The sequence below is a fragment of the Streptomyces sp. NPDC005151 genome (genome assembly GCF_053599875.1).
Genome location: NZ_JBSFYR010000115.1, coordinates 1 through 19,610, shown reverse-complemented (window position 1 = coordinate 19,610; position 19,610 = coordinate 1). Strand labels below are relative to the sequence as shown.

Genomic DNA, 19,610 nt, shown 5'->3' with positions numbered 1-19,610 from the left:
ACTCGGGGGCGACCAGAAGATGCAGGGACTGTATCCGGGCAACCAGAAGGTGCGGCCCACCGGCCGCATGATCCTCTACCACCTGTCCGACCTGCAGCTACGGGTCACCAACGCCACCGACCCGCCCGTCATCGCCATCACCCGGGGCATCCAGCTCCACCTACTCGACCTCCGCGGCCTGGAACCCACACAACCCCGCTGGCCACAGACCTGAACGAGCTACCCGCGAAGTACGGAACTAGCCGGTCACCGTTTCGAGCCAGGCCGGATCGATCTTGCCCTCGGCGACGATGACAGCGGCTCCGGTCATCTCGATCTCGCCGTCCGGCCGCTCGGTGATCACAAGGGTGCCGCCCGGCAGATCGACGGTGTACTTGACCGGGGTACCGGTCTCGGCGGGGTCCGCGCCGTCCCTGCGGGCGGCGGCGACGGCCACGGCGCAGGCGCCGGTGCCACAGGAGCGGGTCTCGCCGGAACCGCGCTCGTGGACCCGCATCGCCACATGGCGCGGTCCGCGGTCCACGACGAACTCGATGTTGACGCCGTCGGGGTAGACGGCGGCAGGGCTGAACGGCGGTACGGAGAACAGCTTGCCCGCGTGTGCCAGGTCGTCGACGAAGGCCACCGCGTGCGGGTTGCCCATGTTCACGTTGCGGGCGTCCCAGCTGCGGCCGTCCACGGTGACCGTGACGCCGTCCTCGGGAAGCTGGGCGCGCCCCATGGAGACCGTGATGTCGCCGCCCTTGGCGAGGTGGACCTTCTTCACGCCGCCGCGGGTCGCGACCGCGAGGTCGCCCTCCTCGACCAGTCCGGCGCGCTGCAGATAGTGGGCGAACACCCGCACGCCGTTGCCGCACATCTCGGCGATCGAGCCGTCGGCATTGCGGTAGTCCATGAACCACTCGGCGTCGGCCGCCATGGTCCGCGCCTCGGGATGTGCGGCGGACCGCACGACGTGCAGCAGCCCGTCACCGCCGATACCGGCCCGCCGGTCGCAGAGCCGGGCGACGACGGATGCGGGCAGGTCGACGGTGTTGTCCGGGTCGGGAACGATCACGAAGTCGTTCTCAGTGCCATGACCCTTGAGGAAGGCGATCTGCGAGGTGCTCACAGGGCAACTGTACGAGGCCGCCGACAGCGGACGAAGCCGGGCCGAACGGTGGACGGGCGCGGCTGTGGACAGATGACGGGCGGGCCGGGCGCGAGCCCGGACTCAGCGCAGTCGCGCCACGCGCCAGATGGCCAGCGCGACCAGTGCGCCGCACACGGCCACGTACAGGGCGATCACACGCCAGTCGGGGCGCTCCCCCGAGCCCCGGGCCGACAGGCCCGGCCAGGTGTGGCCGACACGGCGGGCGGCCATCATCCCCCAGCCCGCGGCGCAGCCGCTGATCAGCAGACCGAGCATGGCGACGACCGCGCCCCCGTCGCCGAACTCGAAGGCGAGCGGGAAGGCGAACATCAGAGAACCGACCGCGGCAAGCATGACGATCGGAGCGAGCTGCCAGATCCTCAGACGGCGCGCGGGCCGCAGCTCGACCTCGACCTCGGGGGTCACTTGGGGCTCGTCGGGCCCGTCAGGGCTCAGGCGTCCCGCCTCGTGCTGCGTGTCCGGTGCGTCTTGTTCTGTGTCGCGAGGGCCGGCCTCCATCGCCACGCGCCCTCCCAACTCGGACTCCACTGGTCGATCGATGCTCGATGATGGCACGCTCCCGGTCGCCTTAATGACGGGCAGGGCTTCCCGATGCCATCACGTGATCAGGCTGTAACCGCTCGTTCGACCAACGCCAGCGCCCGGTGCGGGAGTTCCCCGCGGTGCTCCGCGGCGCCGCTCAGCCAGTGGACGCGGGGGTCGCGGCGGAACCAGGAGTCCTGACGCCGCGCGAAGCGTTTGGTGGCGCGGACCGTCTCGGCGCGCGCCTCGTCCTCCGTGCACTCCTTGGCCAGTGCGCCAAGCACCTGCTGATAGCCGAGCGCACGGGAGGCGGTGCGCCCCTCACGCAGACCGCGGGCCTCCAGAGTCCGCACCTCGTCCACGAGCCCTGCCTCCCACATCCGGTCAACCCGGAGGGCGATGCGTTCGTCGAGTTCGGGGCGGGCCACGTCGACGCCGATCTGGACCGCGTCGTAGACAGCTTCGTTACCCGGGAGGTTGGCCGTGAAGGGCTTCCCGGTGATCTCGATGACTTCGAGGGCGCGGACGATGCGGCGGCCGTTGCTCGGCAGGATGGCCCGGCCCGCCTCGGGGTCGGCGGCGGCGAGTCGGCCGTGCAACGCCCCTGAACCGTGCTCCGCCAGTTCCTGTTCCAGTCTGGCGCGTACGCCGGGGTCCGTGCCGGGGAATTCCAGTGCGTCGATCGCACCCTTCACGTACAGCCCGGAGCCGCCGACCAGAACCGGGGTCCGGCCCTCGGCGAGCAGCCGGTCGATCTCGGCTCGGGCCAGCCGCTGGTACTCGGCGACGCTGGCCGTCTCGGTGACGTCCCAGATGTCCAGCAGCCGGTGGGGTACGGATCCGCGCTCGGCGAGCGTCAGCTTCGCGGTGCCGATATCCATCCCCCGGTAGAGCTGCATGGAGTCGGCGTTGACCACTTCGCCACCGAGCTGCTGGGCCAGGAATACCCCCAGATCGGACTTTCCGGCTGCAGTGGGACCGACGACGGCGATGACCCGCGGTGCGGGAGATGGACTACTCACTGCCCCAGTCTCGCAAATGTCCAGCCTCTCCCCGAACGGGTTACGTGACGGCACGAAGCCGGAGTCGTTTGCCGTTCCGAGGTTTCGCGCGCCGGTTCGGACCGGCCCCCGTCCGGCAGGCGGTCGGATGGCCGAAGACCCGACGAGGGCTGACGGACGAGAGTCCGAGTGGCGCAACGAGACGCTCCGGGCGGCGCGGAATTTCGATCACACGAGTAAAATATGGAGCAAATATGGGCGTTTTTTCATGGTTTCGCCGTTCCTCCTCCGAAGCGGTCGAGACGTCGGCCGAGGTCGCCGCGTCGGCCTCGTCCGAGGCGACGGTGGACACGTCGGTGACGTCCACCGGTTCGGAGTCCTCCGAGGGCGTGGAAATCCCGAAGCAGCAGTCGGCCGACGAAGCGGCGGACAACGAGGCCGGAGACAACGCCCGCACATAGCCCCCAGCAGGGAAGGTGTCCGATGGGCTTCATGGAGAGTCTGAAGGCCAAGCTGAGTCCGGCGAAGGACAAGGTCGGAGGCCTCGCGCAGCAGCACGGGGACAAGATCGACCATGGGATCGACAAGGCGGCACGGACGGTCGATCAAAAGACAAAGGGCAAGTACAGCGACAAGATCGAGTCCGGCTCGCAGAAGGCCAAGGATGCGATTGACCGTCTGTCCCACATGGGCGGGGGCGGTACGCCGCCACCGGCTTCCTGACCTCGGCACCTCGACCTGATCACGGTGGACGGCCGTGGGGCGGCATCGCTTCACGGCCGTCACGTGCGTGCCTCGCCCGGAAACTCTCCGAACCGGTCCGAGACCAGCCGGATCCGGTCTCAGGACCAGGTGGCGACCATGTATCCGACGCCGTACGGAGCGTCCTCGTAGAGCAGCCGCCCGCTCAGCCCGGCCCCTTCCGCCGCGCCCGCCAGCACCTGCCACGGCGCCCGGCCCGCCGCCTTCAGTTCGTACGCCAGTGACTCGTCCAGCGCACTCAGCACGGCGAGGTCCGCGGCGCCCAGGGCCCGTGACACCTCCGTGTCGAACGAGAGGGCGCGCTCGTCCAGATAGCCGGGGGCCTTGACTGTGCGGCAGGCGCTGCCGTCGCCCATCACCAGCATGGCCACGCGGCGGGCCCTGGCTGCCAGCTCCCGTCCGGTGCTCGCGCAGCGCCCGGCTTCGAGCGTCTCCCCCACGCCGAGACCCTCGATCGGCGCGTCCGCCCACTTCGCACGGGCAAGCAGCCACGCGCCGACGGAGAGGGACGGCGGAAGCGGGCGCTCCGCCGCAGCGCCGGGGTCTCCTCCGAGCCCGAGCCGGACATCGAGATCGACGCCGAAGCCCTTGAAGGAGCCCGGGGCCCCCTCGGGATGCGGCCCGCGGCCATCGGAATCCGCGGGCCCGATCACGATCAGCAGGTCGGGGCGGGCCGCGGCGAGCACGCCCAGGGCATCGATGCACGCGGTCCTCGCGGCCAGGAGCTCGGGCGCGGCTCCGGCGGCAACCTCGGGTACCAGCACGGGCGGACAGGGGCAGACAGCTGCGGCGACAAGCATGCTGGGCAGCGTACTGCGTCAGCCGATTCCGCCTGTTTCCCCCGTCCGTTCCGGCCACGGGTCCGCGACCCGGCGTACCGGCTGCGGGTCCGTGCCCCCTTCCCCTACGAGGTCAGTCGCACCCGCAGCCGGGAGCAGCCGCGGGCGGCAACGGCGCCGGGGCGCCGATGCCGGGCAGCCCGAGCATCACTCCGGCCGGCTTGGCGGCCTCCGCGACGGTGCGCTTCTCCCAGGCGTCCCCGGACCGGGTCCGCCTCACACCGAGCGGCGCGCCCTCGGCGAGCAGGTGGTGCGGGGCGGCGTAGGTGATCTCGACCGTCACCACATCGCCGGGGCGCACGTCCTCGTCCGGCTTGGTGAAGTGGACCAGGCGGTTGTCGGGAGCACGGCCGGAGAGACGGTGTGTGGCGCCGTCCTTACGGCCCTCGCCCTCAGCGACCATGATCTCCAGGGTGCGGCCGACCTGCTTCTTGTTCTCGTCCCAGGAGATCTCCTCCTGGAGGGCGGACAGGCGCATGTACCGCTCCTGGACGACCTCCTTCGGGATCTGCCCCGCCATGCCGGCAGCCGGGGTTCCGGGGCGCTTGGAGTACTGGAAGGTGAAGGCGTTGGCGAAGCGCGCCTGACGGACCGCGTGCATGGTCTGCTCGAAGTCCTCCTCCGTCTCACCGGGGAAGCCCACGATGATGTCGGTGGAGATGGCGGCGTCCGGCATCGCGGCGCGCACCTTCTCGATGATGCCGAGGAACCGCTCCTGCCGGTACGAGCGCCGCATCGCCTTCAGGATCGTGTCCGAACCCGACTGCATCGGCATGTGCAGCTGCGGCATGACGTTCGGCGTCTCGGCCATCGCCGCGATCACGTCGTCGGTGAAGTCGCGGGGGTGCGGCGAGGTGAAGCGGACCCGCTCCAGGCCTTCGATCTTCCCGCAGGCGCGCAGCAGCTTGGAGAAGGCCTCGCGGTCGCCGATGTCGGAGCCGTACGCGTTCACGTTCTGGCCGAGCAGGGTGATCTCCGAGACTCCCTCGGCGACCAGTGCCTCGATCTCGGCCAGGATGTCGCCGGTGCGGCGGTCCTTCTCCTTGCCGCGCAGCGCCGGGACGATGCAGAAGGTGCAGGTGTTGTTGCAGCCGACGGAGATGGAGACCCACGCGGCGTAGGCGGACTCGCGGCGGGTGGGGAGGGTGGAGGGGAAGGCCTCCAGGGATTCGGCGATCTCGATCTGCGCCTCCTCCTGGATACGGGCGCGCTCCAGAAGCACCGGCAGCTTGCCGATGTTGTGCGTTCCGAAAACGACGTCGACCCATGGGGCCCGCTGGACGATCGTGTCGCGGTCCTTCTGCGCCAGACAGCCGCCGACCGCGATCTGCATCCCGGGACGCTTCGTCTTCATCGGGGCAAGCCGGCCGAGATTGCCGTAGAGCTTGTTGTCCGCGTTCTCCCGCACCGCGCAGGTGTTGAAGACGACGACATCGGCGTCACCGTCGGCGCCCTCGGGCGCACGTACGTACCCCGCGCCCTCCAGCAGCCCCGACAGCCGCTCGGAGTCGTGGACGTTCATCTGGCACCCGTAGGTGCGCACCTCGTACGTTTTCAAACCCTCTACCTCGCTCATCTCGTCCACCAGGGTACGAGGTCGTACGGACACCCAGGGCCTCTCTTCCACAGGACCGGCCCTGGCCATCACGAGGAGTGAGCTGGCAGGATCGCGCCATGCTCCACGCACTGTCCCGTATCGGCCGCCGACGCACCCTTCAGGGAGGCGCCGCCGTTGCCGTCGTTCTCGGGCTGCTGCTGTGGTGGGTGCTGCCGCTCGGGGACCCGCCGCCGAGCGGATCGCTGACCTTCAGCACAGGGGTACGCAGCGGGGTCTACCACCGCTACGGCGAGCGGCTCAGGGGAGCGCTCGCCAAGGACCTGCCCAAGGTCTCGATACGGCTGAAGACCAGCGAGGGCTCCCAGCAGAACATCGAGCGGGTGGCGACCGGGAAGGCCGACTTCACCATCGCCACGACCGATGCCATCGCCACGTATCTACGGGACGGCAAGGCGGGGGCCGACCGGCTGCGCGGCTGTGTCCGGCTGTACGACGACTACATCCAGCTGGTGGTGCCCCGGGACTCGGACGTGCAGACGGTCTCGGATCTCGCCGGCAAGCGGGTCGGGGTGGGGCAGGACGGTTCGGGCGTGCGGCTGGTCGCCGACCGGCTGATGACCGCCGCGGGTCTTGGTCCGACGCACGGCATCACTCCGGTCCCGGCCGGGATCGACACGATGCCGGCGCAGTTGCAGAACGGTCTTCTCGATGCCTTCTTCTGGTCCGGCGGGCTGCCGACCACCGCTGTGCAGGAGCTGTCGGACCGCTTCCCGATCAGGCTCGTACCCCTGGAGGCATCGCTGATCAAGCGGCTGCGGGCCGGGGGCGGCCCCACTCGCTACTACCGCTCGGCCGTGATGCCTGCCGACGCCTACCGCAGCGCCCCGCAGGGATCGGCCATCATGACGGTGGCCGTCGCCAACGTGCTGGTCACCACGGACCGCACGGATCCGGCGATGACCGAGGCATTCACCCGGACGGTGATCGACAGCCGGGACCGCATCGGAAGCGAGGTGCATGCGGCGCAGTTGGTGGACCTGCGGACAGCGATCTACACCGATCCGCTGCAGCTGCACGACGGGGCCAGACGCTACTACCGGTCCGTCAAGCCCTGACGTACTCCGGCGGGGCGCGCCGCCGCGGCACCCGGTACCGGAGTCAGTCGCTCGGACCGTTGCGCGGAACCGCCACCGTCACCCGCAGTCCGTGCGGCTCGTGCGGTGCGTAGGAGAGAGAGCCACCGCCCGCGGCGAGCAGTGCGTGGGAGATGGAGAGCCCGAGACCTGACCCCTGCACGTTCTGGTGCTGGGCGCTGCGCCAGAACCGGTCGCCGATCCGCTCCAGCTCCTCATCGGTCAGCCCCGGGCCGCGGTCGGCGACGGCCACAGTGACGGTGTCGCGGCCGGCGGCGACGGTGACACGGACCTCCTCACCGGCGGGGGTGAACTTGCACGCGTTGTCGATGACGGCGTCGAGGGCGCTGGAGAGCGCGATGGGGTCCACCCAGGCTGTCACGGCGGATGCCCCGCCGGCCGTCAGCCGTACACCGTTCTCCTCTGCGAACGGGCGCCAGGAAGCCACCCGCTCCGCGGTGAGCGCGCCGATGTCGGTGAGCTGGAGGTCTGCCGCGGCATGCTCGGCCAGCGCCAGGTCCAGCAGGTCGTCCAGGACCTGCCCGAGGCGCTTTCCCTCCGTGCGGACGGAGGCGATCTCCTCGTTCCCCTCGGGGAGTTCGAGGGCGAGGAGCTCGATGCGCAGCAGCAGCGCGGCGAGGGGGTTGCGCAGTTGGTGCGAGGCGTCGGCAACGAAAGCGCGCTGCTGCTCCAGCACTTCCTCGACGTTGTCGGCCATCTCGTTGAACGAACGGGCCAGGCGTCTGAGTTCCGGGGGACCCCCCGATGCCACCACCCGGGACCGCATCCGGCCGCTGGCGATGTCGTGGGCTGCCGCGTCCAGGGTCTGGACGGGCAGCAGGACCCAGCCGGTGAGCCGGATCGCGGCACCGACGGCCACCAGCATCGCGACCACTTCGCCGGCTGCGATCAGCAGCCAGCCGCGCAGCGTGTGCGTGCGCATCTCACCGGTGGGCGAGTCGAGGACGACGACAGCGACCACATCGCCGTCCCGTACGACGGGCGAGGCGACGACGACCCGGCCGCGCTGCCAGGGCCAGACCTGCGGCGGATCATGACTGCGGCGCCCGAGGAGCGCCTCCCTGAACGCCTCGCGGCCCGCCCCCTCGACAGGGAGCTGCCAGTCGGCCGGTGCCTTCGCCATGGCGGTGTCGTCCCGGTAGAAGACGCCGGCTCGGATTCCGTACACCGAGTCGTACATCTCCAGCTCCGACTGGAGCACGCGGCGCCGTTCGTCGTTGCTCCCGGTCGGTTCCGCGACGAACTGGGCCAGTGCGGCGAAGCGCGCCGTGTCGTCGATGCGGTCTATCACGACGCCCTGCTGCTGGGCGGCGGCCACGCTGACGGCCAGCGGAAAGCCCAGCGCGAGCAGCACGGCCGCCATGAGGATGATGAGCAGAGGGAGGAGACGGGTACGCACCGGGGCCGTACGCCTTTACGCGGACGGGGCGACGAGCCGGTAGCCGACCCCGCGCACGGTCTCGATCAGTGCGGGCAGCCGCAGCTTGGAACGCAGGGACGCGACATGCACTTCGAGTGTGCGCCCCGTTCCCTCCCAACTCGTGCGCCACACCTCGCTGATGATCTGCTCCCGACGGAACACCACACCGGGGCGCTGGGCGAGGAGCGCGAGCAGATCGAACTCCTTGCGGGTGAGCTGGACTTCGGCGCCGTCGACACTGACCCTGCGGGTCGCCAGCTCGATGTGGACATGCCCCAGGCGCAGCGCCGCGACGGGCGTCGGCACCGTGTCCTCGCCGGCCGATTTGCGCCTGCTGACCGCGTGGATACGCGCGAGGAGTTCACCGGTGTCGTACGGCTTGACCACGTAGTCGTCCGCTCCGAGGTTCAGGCCGTGGATCCTCGACCGGACATCGGCCCGCGCGGTCACCATGATCACGGGGATGGAACAGCGCTTGCGGATCTTCCCGCAGACCTCGTAACCGTCCTGGTCGGGCAGTCCGAGGTCGAGGAGCACGACGCCGAAGGGCTCCGTGTCCGCCGGCAGCAGGGCCTTCAGGGCCTCCTCGCCGCTGCGCGCGTGCACGACCTGGAAGCCGTGCCGGGCAAGCACCGCGGACAGGGCGGCCGCCACGTGGTTGTCGTCCTCGACGAGCAGCAGTCTCATGGCCCCCCTTCCTCTCCGCTTTCGCTTCGTGGCGCGGTCTTCCCGCACTCCCCGGCGCCTGTCCATCTTCTCGGTACTTCCCCGTACCGAGGTGTTTCACGTCATCACGTACCAGGGCATCCACTCCGATGACCGGTACGCCAGTCAAGGGCCCTCCCCTTACATCGGGGTTTCCGTTATGCACCCGGTACGCCCCCGGTACCTCTCCCGCCGTCCCGTTCACGCGGAGTGTCCGGTTGCGGCCGGATCGTTATGCTCAATTTCCGCTCAGATGTAATGACGGTGGTCGCACTGCGTCACTAAGGTCCTTCCCAACCGAGGAGGACGGAGCAAAAAGCCGATGAGCGGAGTTTCAGTGACCAAGGCCGCCGAGAATGCCGTACCCGCGGCGAACGACCTTGTCGTACTGAGCAACGTCAACAAGCACTTCGGCGCGCTGCATGTGCTCCAGGACATCGACCTGACCATCGCCCGGGGCGAGGTCGTGGTTGTGATCGGACCTTCCGGGTCCGGAAAGTCCACGCTGTGCCGCACGATCAACCGCTTGGAGACGATCGACTCGGGCGCGATATCGATCGACGGCAAGCCGTTGCCCCAGGAGGGCAAGGAGCTGGCCAGGCTGCGTGCCGATGTCGGCATGGTCTTCCAGTCGTTCAATCTCTTCGCGCACAAGACGGTGCTCGAAAACGTGATGCTGGGGCAGCTCAAGGTCCGCAAGGCGGACAAGACGGCTGCCGAGGAGAAGGCGCGTTCGCTGCTCGACCGGGTGGGCGTGGCGACGCAGGCCGACAAGTACCCCTCGCAGCTCTCCGGAGGCCAGCAGCAACGTGTGGCCATCGCACGGGCGTTGGCGATGGGCCCCAAGGTCATGCTCTTCGACGAGCCGACGTCCGCGCTCGACCCGGAGATGATCAATGAGGTGCTGGAAGTCATGCAGCAGCTCGCCCGAGACGGCATGACCATGGTCGTCGTCACCCACGAAATGGGCTTCGCGCGCTCGGCGGCCAACCGTGTCGTCTTCATGGCGGACGGGAAGATCGTCGAAGAGGCAACGCCCGACCAGTTCTTCAGCAACCCGCGCAGTGACCGGGCCAAGGACTTCCTTTCGAAGATCCTGCACCACTGAATTCCGGATCAGCTGTTCACTCACATCACGTCAACTCTAGGGAAGTTCACCATGCAGCTTCGTAAGGTCACCGCCGCGTCGGCCGCCGTGCTCGCGCTCGCTCTCACCGCCACCGCCTGTGGCTCCTCCGACGACAAGGGCGGCGACTCGGCGGGCGGCGGCAAGAAGATCGCCATCGGCATCAAGATCGACCAGCCCGGTATCGGTCTGAAGACGCCCGACGGCAAGTACACCGGTTTCGACGTCGACGTCGCCACGTACATCGCCAAGGAACTCGGTTACGACGCCAAGGACATCACCTTCAAGGAGACCAAGAGCGCCGACCGCGAGACGGCGATCGAGCGCGGGGACGTCAAGTTCATCGCCGCCTCCTACTCGATCAACGACGAGCGTCTGCAGAAGGTCGACTTCGCGGGCCCGTACCTGCTGGCGCACCAGGACATCCTGGTCCGTGCCGACGACGACTCGTTCAAGTCCACGGCCGACCTGAACAGCAAGAAGCTCTGCTCGGTGGCCGGCTCGACCTCGGCGCAGAACGTCCACGACAAGCTGGCGCCCAAGGCCCAGCTCCTGGAGTACGGCGCCTACTCCGAGTGCCTCACGGGCCTGGAGAACAAGGCTGTCGACGCGCTGACCACGGACGACAGCATCCTGGCCGGTTACGCGGCGCAGAAGGACTTCCAGGGGAAGTTCAAGCTGGCCGGCCTCCAGATGAGCAACGAGAACTACGGCATCGGCCTGAAGAAGGGCGACGCCGACCTCAAGAAGAAGATCAACGACGCGCTCACCAAGATGGTCTCGGACGGTTCCTGGGACAAGGCCGTGAAGGACAACTTCGGTCCGGCGAACTACAAGAACGAGCCCGCCCCGAAGATCGGCAACATCGTCAAGTGAAGCAGGGCTGACCCGGCGCGCCGTCCGTGAACGGCGGCGCGCCATGCCCTCCTACACGCGGAAGCGCGGGAGATCGTGTTCGACTTTCTTGAAGGTTACGACCTGCTGGGGGCTTTCTGGGTGACGGTGCAACTCGCCGTCTACTCCGCCCTCGGCTCCCTCATATGGGGAACGCTGCTGGCCGGCATGAAGGTCAGCCCGGTCCCCCTGATGCGCGGTTTCGCCACCGCCTATGTGAACGTCATCCGGAACATCCCTCTGACCGTCATCATCGTCTTCTCGTCGCTGGGTCTCTTCCAGACGCTCAACGTCCAGCTCGGGGCCAGCGATTTCACGGACATCAACTTCCGGCTCGCGGTGCTCGCGCTGGTCGTCTACACCTCAGCCTTCGTCTGTGAGGCGCTCCGGTCGGGCATCAACACCGTGCCGGTCGGCCAGGCGGAGGCGGCTCGCGCCCTCGGACTGAGCTTCACGCAGGTGCTGCGTCTGATCATCCTCCCGCAGGCCTTCCGCTCGGTCGTCAATCCGCTGGCAAGCGTGCTGATCGCGCTCACGAAGAACACCACGGTCGCCGCCGCGATCGGCGTGGCCGAAGCCGCATACCTGATGAAGGGCATGATCGAGAAGGAGGCGCAGCTGATCCTGATCTCCGCCGTCTTCGCGTTCGGATTCATCTGTCTGACCCTCCCGACCGGCCTGATCCTCGGCTGGGTGAGCAAGAAGGTGGCGGTGAAGCGATGACTTCCGTCCTCTATGACGCCCAGGGGCCGCGCGCCAAGCAGCGCAACATCCTGTACACGGTCCTGTTTCTGCTCGTCGCCGCTGCCGTCGTGTGGTGGCTGTACGACGGTCTGGCCTCCAAGCACCAGCTCGACTGGATCAAGTGGAAGCCGTTCTTCACCAGCTCCCAGCCTTGGGAGACGTTCATCTGGCCGGGCCTCCAGAACACGCTCAAGGCGGCGTTCTTCGCCCTGATCATCGCGCTGCCGCTCGGCGCCCTGTTCGGGATCGGCAGGCTCTCGGACCACCGGTGGGTGCGGGCGCCGGCCGGCGTGGTCGTGGAGTTCTTCCGCGCCATCCCCGTGCTGATCCTGATGATCACGGCGAACGCGGCGTACGCCGAGTACACGAACATCGACACGGATATACGTCCGCTGTACGCCGTGGTCACCGGCCTGGTCCTGTACAACGCCTCGGTGCTCGCCGAGATCGTGCGTGCCGGTATCCACTCCCTTCCGCAGGGCCAGACGGACGCGGCCAAGGCGATCGGTATGCGCAAGGGCCAGATCATGCTGTTCGTGCTGCTGCCGCAGGCGGTGACCGCGATGCTGCCCGCGATCGTCAGCCAGCTCGTCGTCATCGTGAAGGACACCGCCCTCGGCGGCGCGGTGCTGACCTTCCCGGAGCTGCTGGCCTCGGTCCGTCCGATGGCCGCGAACTACGGTGCGAACACCATCGCGTGCTTCACGATCGTCGCCGTGCTCTACGTCGTGGTGAACTTCGCGCTCACCTCGTTCGCGAGCTGGCTGGAGAAAAGGCTGCGGCGCGGCAAGAAGAGCACGGGCGCCGTGGTCGGTGCCGCGCCCGGCGGCGGTCTTGAGACCATCGGTGCGCCGGCGCTCAAAGTCGATGACGGACGCGCCGTCTGACGGTTCGTCGACGCTCTCCCCGCGAGGGGCGCCGGTGCATGCACCGGCGCCCCTCGCCGCGCTCGGTTGTCACTTGACGCAAGCACCGGCAGTGGGTTGCATACGTTCTGTGACCGCCGACAGAGACCCCGCCTCCGCTTCCGCCACCACCCCTTCGACCGCACGGGCCCAGGGAGTCGCGCCGTGGACCCGGTGATCGTCGTCGGCGCCGGGCCCGTCGGCCTGACGCTGTCGCTCGCCCTCGCCGCGCAGGGCGTCCCCTCCGTCGTCCTCGACGAGGATCCGGGGCGGGACGAGACCCGTCCCGCCCGGACGGTGGTGCTGCGCGAGGACACCGCGGCCCTGGTGGAGCGGCTCGGGTGCAAGGCCCTCCGGAACGAGGGCGCCCACTGGACGGGCTGGCGCTCCATGCGCGGCAAGCAGCTGGTACGCGAACTGCGCCTCGGCGAGGACTCGCCGTACGGTGATCCGCTCCCAGCCCCGCTCCATCTGCCTCAGCACGCCCTGATGCGCGGGCTGCGGGCTGCGGTCGCCGGGCAGGAGCTGGTGCACATGGCGCCGCTCAGCCGGATCGACACCCTGGAGCAGGATCCGGCCGGGGTCACGGTGCATACCAGGGAGCCCGATTCGACCTGGTGGCACGGGAGTTACCTGGTCGGCTGCGACGGCGCCAGATCCATCGTCCGCAAGCTCCTGGACATCCGGTTCCCGGGACGCACAGCGGTGGAGCGGCATGCTGTCGCCGCGCTGCGCACCGAACTGCCCTGGCCCGGCGCGGCCGTGCTGCACCGGCTGCCGCCGTGGCGCACCGGAGGCGCCGAGGTCACCGCGCGCCCGCTGCCGGACGGTGCGTGGCGGCTGGACTGGCTGCTCCCGCCACGCGGTGAACTCGTCACCCCCGACGCCCTGATCACCCGGGTGCGGGACACTCTCGCGGGCTGGTGCGGCGGCGAGACCCCGCCGTACGAACTGCTGGACACGGGCGTGTACACGCTGCATCACCGGCTGGCCCTGCGCTGGCGGGTCCAGCGGGCCTTCCTTGCCGGGGACGCCGCCCATCTGCTCGGTGCACTCGGTACGCAGGGGCTCGACGAAGGACTGCGGGACGCCGAGAACCTGGCCTGGAAGCTGGCGCAGGCCTGGCATCACGGCACCTCCGACGTCCTGCTCGACAGCTACCAGGCGGAGCGCCGGGCAGCGGTCGCCTCCCGTCTGCGCGCGGCGGACCAGTCGCTGCCGATACTGCGCGGCGGCGGAGGGCTACGGAGCATCGTCCCCGGGAGCGCACGGGGGCACGATTCACTGCTCGCCGACGGTCACCTGGGGTGCGGCCCACTGGGTGCGCCCCCCTCGTACTCGCACTCCCCCCTTGCGCCTGCGTACGCCGAGGCGCACACATCGGTGGGTACGCCCCCGGGCGCACCGGTCGACGATGTACGGGTGACGGCGCCCGACGGCACGTCCGTACGGCTGCGCGAGCGGCTGGGGCGGGGCCGTCTGCTGGTCGTGCTGGTCGCTCCGGGGACCGGGGTGTGGGACCGGCGCCACTGGTTGACCGCGGGGGTGATGCCCCGGCTCGTCGAGTCGGTCGACGCCCTGCCGGTGAGGGGGGAGCTGCTGGTGACCGAGGCCTACCCGGGTGCCCCGGCCCATACCGTGCTGCTGATCAGGCCGGACGGGCATCTGGTGGCATCGTTCGGCGGAGTCCGGCCCGCGGAACTTTTCGCGGCGGCGGACGCGGTGCGCGGCGGTGCGCCACGTGCCTCCGTACGCTCCGACCGGACCGCAGACATCAATTGAGCCCCCCCCACGTTACCTTTTCTGTGGCCCCGAAATGGGGCGCCTGGCCCCCGGGCCCGGTATGGCTGTGTGCCCCCTGTCGTACGGATGACCTGGGGGGTGTTGCCGCCGGGCTTCGGGGCACCGCTTGACCGCTGATGAGGGGCCTGACGACTGCCTGGTCCGGTGCAACGCCGGACTGCTGACGGGTGGGATGTCTGCGTAACGTGGTTGCCGGCGTGTGGTGCCGCAGGGACGGCCGGGACGGATGCGAACGTGCACGACCGAAGAGGGGCAAGGCACTGCGCATGGCCGACATCGCTGTCGACATCTCCGACATAGGTCTCTTCCTCGGCCTGGACCTGGGCAAGGAGTTCCATCACGCCCATGGCCTGACCGAGCAGGGCAAGACCGTCCACGACAAGAGACTGCCCAACACCGAGGCCCGGCTGCGGGAGTTGTTCGACAAGCTCAGAGGCAAGTTCGGCACCGTCCTGGTGATCGTGGACCAGGTCGCCAACATCGGTGCGCTGCCGCTGACGGTGGCCCGCGTGACCGGCTGCCGGGTCGCCTACCTGCCCGGACTGTCGATGCGCCGGGCCGCCGACCTCTACCCGGGCGAAGCCAAGACCGACGCCCGCGATGCCTTCGTGATCGCCGATACCGCCCGCTCCATGCCGCACACCCTGCGCGCGGTGGACCGCGACGACGAGGCGCTGGCCGAGCTGACCATGCTCACCGGCTACGACAACGACCTGGCCGGCGAGGTCAATCGCACCTCCAACCGGCTGCGCGGCCTGCTCTCCCAGATCCACCCCACCCTCGAAAGGGTGGTCGGCCCCCGCCTGGGCTACCCCTACATCCTGGCCCTCCTTGAACAGCACGGCTCCCCGGCCAGGCTGAAGAAGCTGGGCCGTGCCCGCTGCGAGGCCCTGCTCAAGGTGCACGGTTCGCGCAAGGCCCACCACCTGACCGCAGAGATCTTCGACGCGCTCGCCGAGCAGACCGTGATCGTTCCGGGCACCGAGGCCAGCGCGCTGATCGTGCCGGGTCTGGCCGCCCAGCTCGCCGCCGCCCACACCCAGCGCCGCCAGGCCGAGCAGGAGATCGCCGCCCTGCTGGAGGCCCTCCCTCTTTTCCACCTCCTGACCTCCCTGCCCGGCCTGGGCGTCAGGACCACGGCCGCCGTGATCGTCGCGATCGGTGACGGCACCGCTTTCCCCACCGCCGGACACCTCGCCTCCTACGCCGGGCTCGCGCCCGCCACGAAGTCCTCGGGCACCTCCATCCGCGGCGAGCACGCACCCCACCGCGGTAACCGGCTCCTCAAACGCGCCCTGTTCCAGGCCGCGTTCGCCGCGATCGGCTGCAAGTCCGACCGGTCCTCCCGGATCTACTACGACCGGCAACGCGCACGCGGCAAGACCCACACCCAGGCGATCCTGCGCCTGGCCCGCCAGCGCGTGAACGTCATCCACGCGATGATCCGCACCGGGGCTCTCTACGAAGCACGCACCCCGGGCGATGTCGGTCTCGCCGCCTGACGACTCCACCTGTCGGCCTACTCACGAAAATGCAGAGCCATGTACAGATGAACGTGCAGAGTGAGCCAGCCTCCTGGCGGGTGCTCGTCGCTGAAGGGCGGACATCCCGCAGATTCCGACCGAAACGGTGGACTCAGGCGGTCTTGGAGTGGTTGAGTCGCCACTCATGCAGACGACAGGGACCGACGCACTACGGATACGCCTTGCCGAGCGGGCTGATCTGGAGCGTCTGGCAGACCTCCAGCTGGCGGCAGGAGAAGCATTTCGGGGTATCGGCATGGCCGAGATTGCCGACAACCCGCCGCTGACGGTCGAGGAATTGGCCACATACCAGCGCCTCGGACACGCGTGGGTTGGTGTGGACCACGCAGGCAGTCCGATGGGGTTCGTGATTGTCGAGCTGGTCGACGGCTGCGCCCATATAGAGCAGGTGAGCGTTCACCCAGTTGTTGCTGGCCGAGGCTTGGGTCGCAGGCTGATTGATCACGTTGCCTGCTGGGCGGCCGACATGGGCCTGCCCGCGCTCACCCTGTCAACGTTTCGGACGGTTCCATGGAACGCTCCCTACTACCGGCGCTTGGGCTTCCGCGAGGTGGAGGCCGCGCAGATCACTGCTGGGCTGCGGGCGGTTCTGGATGCTGAGGTCGCGTTCGGCCTCGATCCGTCGACCCGGGTTTGTATGCGCCGATCGGTAAGGCAGGTGTCTGAGTCTCTGCGGAGCTGAAGTGACGGGCGGAGCGCTGATCAGGCGACGCCGCCCTCCACCTCGGTCACCGGTCAGGCAGTAGCGTCCTCGAAACGATACGCAGACACACCACATTCCTCTGCACGTTCACCCGTACGCGGCTCTGCACTTCCACACGTACGCGGACACCACCGCTCCTACCCTCCAGGCCCCATACGCCCGCGCACCGGCACGGCCACTCCGACCCTGCCGGCCACCGGGCTGCCCATCAGCCACCCGATCCGCCGGGAACGGCCCAGTTCTCGTATAGCTACGGCCACCCGACAAGTAACACTGAGTAATCGCTATGGCTGTCCGCGTCGCGAGCAAGGAAGTTGTTACCAGGGGCAAGGTAGCGCTCGGTAATGTTCTGGGTTGCTCTACTGGAGTCGATGCCGCTCATCCCGCTTCTCGGTCCCGGAGTCCTAGCTCAGACACCAGGGAACAAATGACCAACCGGTAGCTTTCAGGGCTTCGTGGCGACGGCTTTCTTCGGCTGGCGAGGGACGGTCTTGGTCCTGTCGAGGTGGCCGTACACCGTCGACCGGGGCACGCCGAACATGTCGGCGATCTGCTGGACGGTCTTCTCCCGCTCGTCATAGAGCCGTTGGGCGAGCGCGGCCTGGTCGAGGGTGAGGCGCGGCCGGCGCCCGCCGACACGACCCCGGGCCCGCGCGGAGGCGAGGCCGTCGTTGGTGTTCGCCACGATGAGTTCACGCTGGAGCTCGGCGAGCACGGACAGCATCCCGAACATCGCCCGGCCCTCCATCGTGGAGGTGTCGATGCCCTGCTCGATGACGTGCAGCCCGATGCCGCGCTCGCGCAGTTCGGCGCCGAGCGTCACCAGGTGCAGCACGGAGCGGGAAAGCCGGTCGAGCCGGGTGACCTTCAGCGTGTCACCCACGCGCAGCAGCTGCATGACGAGGTCCAGCTTTGGGCGGGACGCCTTCGCGCCGCTGGCGACGTCGACGTGGATGTTGTCGCGGTCGACGCCGTGGCGGAGAAGCGCGTCAATCTGATGATCGAGATTCTGGTCGGCCGTCGATGTGCGGCAGTAGCCGATGAGCATTGTCGAAATCTACCCGAAGAGCCGTTCTCCGACGTTGATTTCCGACGCGAGTTGTCGACAGGGCCCACCTGCGGGTTCGTGATCACGGGCCGAAGTGTCGGCAGACGTTCGTTTGTCGACACTCAGGGGCGCCAAGTGCACAGCAGCCACGCCAATCGCAAGAGTGCCGCACAAGCCAAGAACTGATCTTCGAGCGCCAACTTTTCGATCAAGTTCGGTACGCATGCGACTCCCCCGTTACGGTCCTGCACGGCGTGCACGCAAACGTGTGCACGCCGTGCATGTCCGTTCAACGGAAGGAAGTTGATGAGGCGCACACAGCGCATAATCGCGGCGGCTGCCTCGCTGGCAGCCGCCGTGTCCTTTGCTGTCACTGGTAGTGCTACCGCAGCCGATACTCCCGGGCATCAGGCGCTTGGCACGATCAAGGCCGCCGACCTCCCAGCCCCGGAATCGGAGCAGGGCCAAGTGAAGATCGGCACCGGAAAGTCGTGCTCCCCCATCCAGTCCTCCGCGCGGGCCGCCCTTGGCGGTGCGGCCATGGCGTGTGTCGAGACCAGGCCGCTGGCGGCAAGCCGCACCGCTACTGCGTGGACTGCCGAACAGACCGCTGACGCCGAAGCCTGCGACATTACTCAGCCGGGCTACTGGACCTGGACCCGGACCGGCGGCATGTGTCTGAACGGTCAGGAGGTCACCTACACGCTGTGGAATGACAAGGGCGCGGTCTTGGGTACCGGCCTGATGGACGTGAAGAGCAGCATGGACCTCAGCGCCACTAACGTGAGCTGGAACGAGCTGATCACCGTCAAGGTGATCGCCGTCACCGGGCAGGTGACGAGCCTCAACGTCTCCTTCGACGTGTCCTGCACCTCGGCCTGTTCCGCGCCCAGCAACCGCCCCTGGACGGGTGCCAGGACTCTGGGCGTAGGTGCGCAGGCGTCCGGATCTGTCACCTACAACAGCAACGTCGCTTCTGGCGCGTCGGACAGCTTCCAGACGAAGTACCACATGTACGTCACCACCACGGGCAACATCCCCACTCAGCCCAACGTCAACTGGGACAGCCCAGTCCAGGCGAAAATCCGATGCGATGCGGAGCTCACCACCCCTGGCTGTGTCATCCCCGAGAGGAGGGCCACCCTGGAGTACTCGCTCTCTGACCCCAATCACGGGGCGGCCGCCGCTGCCTACGGCTTCGCCCAGGCCAACCTACGTGGCTGGGCCCCGCTTAGCCGGGCGGACGGACTGAATGACGCCAACCGGGCACGCACGTGCGGATCCCAGAGCAGCGACCCATTTGTGCTGCTCCCGCAGTACGTGCCGAATGACTCCTGCGACGAATTCCCCTTCGCCGGCTCGTTCGAAGGGGGAACCGATGGTGCTCTGTGTGCCGACATCGTCCCGCTGTTCCAGAACGGCCAGTGGATGATTTACGAGGCTCGTACGGACAAGCCGGTCACCTTCAATGAGCCGTGTATACGTGGTCACGTCGCTTTGGAGGCCAACCAGTCCGCCGGCGGCAAGTACGGGGCCTTCGTGAAGAACCAGCGCATCCTGGACACCGAGAAGTACAACGTCAACATCATCGCCTGATACTGGACACCGCACCGCCCAGCTAGGGCCCCGAGAATGGGCGAATTCGAGGGGTCGTTGCAACACGTGGTCGGTTGATCAGGCTGCGAGCAGTTTAGACAGGCGCTCGGCTGGGGTTTCCCAGCCGAGCGTT

General features: G+C 68.4%; 20 protein-coding genes. 12 read left to right on the top strand and 8 right to left on the bottom strand.

Annotated elements, in window-relative coordinates; all coding sequences use genetic code 11:
- A partial coding sequence (locus tag ACWD6R_RS35620) for a hypothetical protein (protein WP_451822530.1) occupies positions 1-214 on the top strand: 214 nt, incomplete at its 5' end.
- A gap of 24 nt (positions 215-238) precedes the next feature.
- Here ACWD6R_RS35620 and dapF read toward each other — a convergent pair.
- From dapF to miaA, 3 genes are all read right to left on the bottom strand, one after another.
- Positions 239-1,111 carry a diaminopimelate epimerase gene (dapF, locus tag ACWD6R_RS35615; protein WP_451822529.1) on the bottom strand — a complete coding sequence of 291 codons (873 nt, stop codon included), beginning with the start codon at positions 1,109-1,111 and terminating at the stop codon, positions 239-241.
- 102 nt (positions 1,112-1,213) lie between these two features.
- On the bottom strand, positions 1,214-1,651 hold the full coding sequence (locus ACWD6R_RS35610; protein ID WP_451822531.1) for a hypothetical protein: 438 nt from the start codon (positions 1,649-1,651) through the stop codon (positions 1,214-1,216).
- Between the two features lie 107 nt (positions 1,652-1,758).
- Entirely contained in the window at positions 1,759-2,697 is a 939-nt protein-coding gene (gene miaA, locus ACWD6R_RS35605) for a tRNA (adenosine(37)-N6)-dimethylallyltransferase MiaA (protein ID WP_451822528.1), read from the bottom strand.
- 233 nt (positions 2,698-2,930) lie between these two features.
- On the opposite strand from miaA, the gene ACWD6R_RS35600 reads away from it, so the two are divergent.
- Together ACWD6R_RS35600 and ACWD6R_RS35595 are read left to right on the top strand one after the other, a co-directional pair.
- Entirely contained in the window at positions 2,931-3,137 is a 207-nt protein-coding gene (locus ACWD6R_RS35600) for a gliding motility protein (RefSeq protein WP_451822527.1), read from the top strand.
- A gap of 22 nt (positions 3,138-3,159) precedes the next feature.
- A complete protein-coding gene (locus tag ACWD6R_RS35595) occupies positions 3,160-3,399 on the top strand; it encodes an antitoxin (protein ID WP_451822526.1) in 240 nt (79 codons plus the stop codon).
- Between the two features lie 119 nt (positions 3,400-3,518).
- Here the strand turns inward: ACWD6R_RS35595 and ACWD6R_RS35590 are convergent, their stop codons facing one another.
- Both ACWD6R_RS35590 and miaB read right to left on the bottom strand, forming a co-directional pair.
- The gene (locus tag ACWD6R_RS35590) at positions 3,519-4,238 is read right to left on the bottom strand and encodes a class III extradiol dioxygenase subunit B-like domain-containing protein (RefSeq protein ID WP_451822525.1); all 720 of its coding nucleotides are present in this window, start codon (positions 4,236-4,238) and stop codon (positions 3,519-3,521) included.
- 112 nt (positions 4,239-4,350) lie between these two features.
- Positions 4,351-5,853, bottom strand: coding sequence for a tRNA (N6-isopentenyl adenosine(37)-C2)-methylthiotransferase MiaB (gene miaB, locus ACWD6R_RS35585; RefSeq protein ID WP_451822524.1), 1,503 nt, complete (start codon positions 5,851-5,853; stop codon positions 4,351-4,353).
- Positions 5,854-5,951: 98 nt separating this feature from the next.
- Between miaB and ACWD6R_RS35580 the strand changes: the two genes are divergently transcribed.
- Positions 5,952-6,950: a TAXI family TRAP transporter solute-binding subunit gene (locus ACWD6R_RS35580; RefSeq protein WP_451822523.1), complete on the top strand. Its 999-nt coding sequence runs from the start codon at positions 5,952-5,954 to the stop codon at positions 6,948-6,950.
- 43 nt (positions 6,951-6,993) lie between these two features.
- Here the strand turns inward: ACWD6R_RS35580 and ACWD6R_RS35575 are convergent, their stop codons facing one another.
- Both ACWD6R_RS35575 and ACWD6R_RS35570 read right to left on the bottom strand, forming a co-directional pair.
- Positions 6,994-8,388, bottom strand: coding sequence for an ATP-binding protein (locus ACWD6R_RS35575; RefSeq protein WP_451822522.1), 1,395 nt, complete (start codon positions 8,386-8,388; stop codon positions 6,994-6,996).
- A 15-nt stretch (positions 8,389-8,403) separates the two neighbouring features.
- Positions 8,404-9,096, bottom strand: coding sequence for a response regulator transcription factor (locus tag ACWD6R_RS35570; RefSeq protein WP_451822521.1), 693 nt, complete (start codon positions 9,094-9,096; stop codon positions 8,404-8,406).
- A 340-nt stretch (positions 9,097-9,436) separates the two neighbouring features.
- Here ACWD6R_RS35570 and ACWD6R_RS35565 point away from each other — a divergent pair, with 340 nt between their 5' ends.
- The 7 genes from ACWD6R_RS35565 (at position 9,437) to ACWD6R_RS35535 (ending at position 16,812) form a co-directional block, all read left to right on the top strand.
- The gene (locus ACWD6R_RS35565; RefSeq protein WP_451822520.1) at positions 9,437-10,222 is read left to right on the top strand and encodes an amino acid ABC transporter ATP-binding protein; all 786 of its coding nucleotides are present in this window, start codon (positions 9,437-9,439) and stop codon (positions 10,220-10,222) included.
- Positions 10,223-10,273: 51 nt separating this feature from the next.
- Entirely contained in the window at positions 10,274-11,116 is an 843-nt protein-coding gene (locus ACWD6R_RS35560; RefSeq protein ID WP_451822519.1) for a glutamate ABC transporter substrate-binding protein, read from the top strand.
- Positions 11,117-11,191: 75 nt separating this feature from the next.
- Positions 11,192-11,857, top strand: a complete 666-nt coding sequence (locus tag ACWD6R_RS35555) for an amino acid ABC transporter permease (RefSeq protein ID WP_451822518.1) — start codon at positions 11,192-11,194, stop codon at positions 11,855-11,857.
- Positions 11,854-12,765 carry an amino acid ABC transporter permease gene (locus tag ACWD6R_RS35550; RefSeq protein ID WP_451822517.1) on the top strand — a complete coding sequence of 304 codons (912 nt, stop codon included), beginning with the start codon at positions 11,854-11,856 and terminating at the stop codon, positions 12,763-12,765. The genes ACWD6R_RS35555 and ACWD6R_RS35550 overlap by 4 nt, the downstream gene beginning before the upstream one ends.
- Positions 12,766-12,948: 183 nt before the next feature.
- Positions 12,949-14,565: an FAD-dependent monooxygenase gene (locus ACWD6R_RS35545; protein ID WP_451822516.1), complete on the top strand. Its 1,617-nt coding sequence runs from the start codon at positions 12,949-12,951 to the stop codon at positions 14,563-14,565.
- A gap of 287 nt (positions 14,566-14,852) precedes the next feature.
- On the top strand, positions 14,853-16,088 hold the full coding sequence (locus ACWD6R_RS35540; RefSeq protein ID WP_451822515.1) for an IS110 family transposase: 1,236 nt from the start codon (positions 14,853-14,855) through the stop codon (positions 16,086-16,088).
- 166 nt (positions 16,089-16,254) lie between these two features.
- A complete protein-coding gene (locus tag ACWD6R_RS35535) occupies positions 16,255-16,812 on the top strand; it encodes a GNAT family N-acetyltransferase (RefSeq protein WP_451822514.1) in 558 nt (185 codons plus the stop codon).
- A gap of 466 nt (positions 16,813-17,278) precedes the next feature.
- Here the strand turns inward: ACWD6R_RS35535 and ACWD6R_RS35530 are convergent, their stop codons facing one another.
- Positions 17,279-17,881 carry a recombinase family protein gene (locus ACWD6R_RS35530; protein ID WP_451822513.1) on the bottom strand — a complete coding sequence of 201 codons (603 nt, stop codon included), beginning with the start codon at positions 17,879-17,881 and terminating at the stop codon, positions 17,279-17,281.
- A 306-nt stretch (positions 17,882-18,187) separates the two neighbouring features.
- On the opposite strand from ACWD6R_RS35530, the gene ACWD6R_RS35525 reads away from it, so the two are divergent.
- Positions 18,188-19,477 (top strand): hypothetical protein, encoded by a 1,290-nt coding sequence (locus ACWD6R_RS35525; protein ID WP_451822512.1) that lies wholly within the window; start codon positions 18,188-18,190, stop codon positions 19,475-19,477.
- Positions 19,478-19,610: the final 133 nt, after the last annotated feature.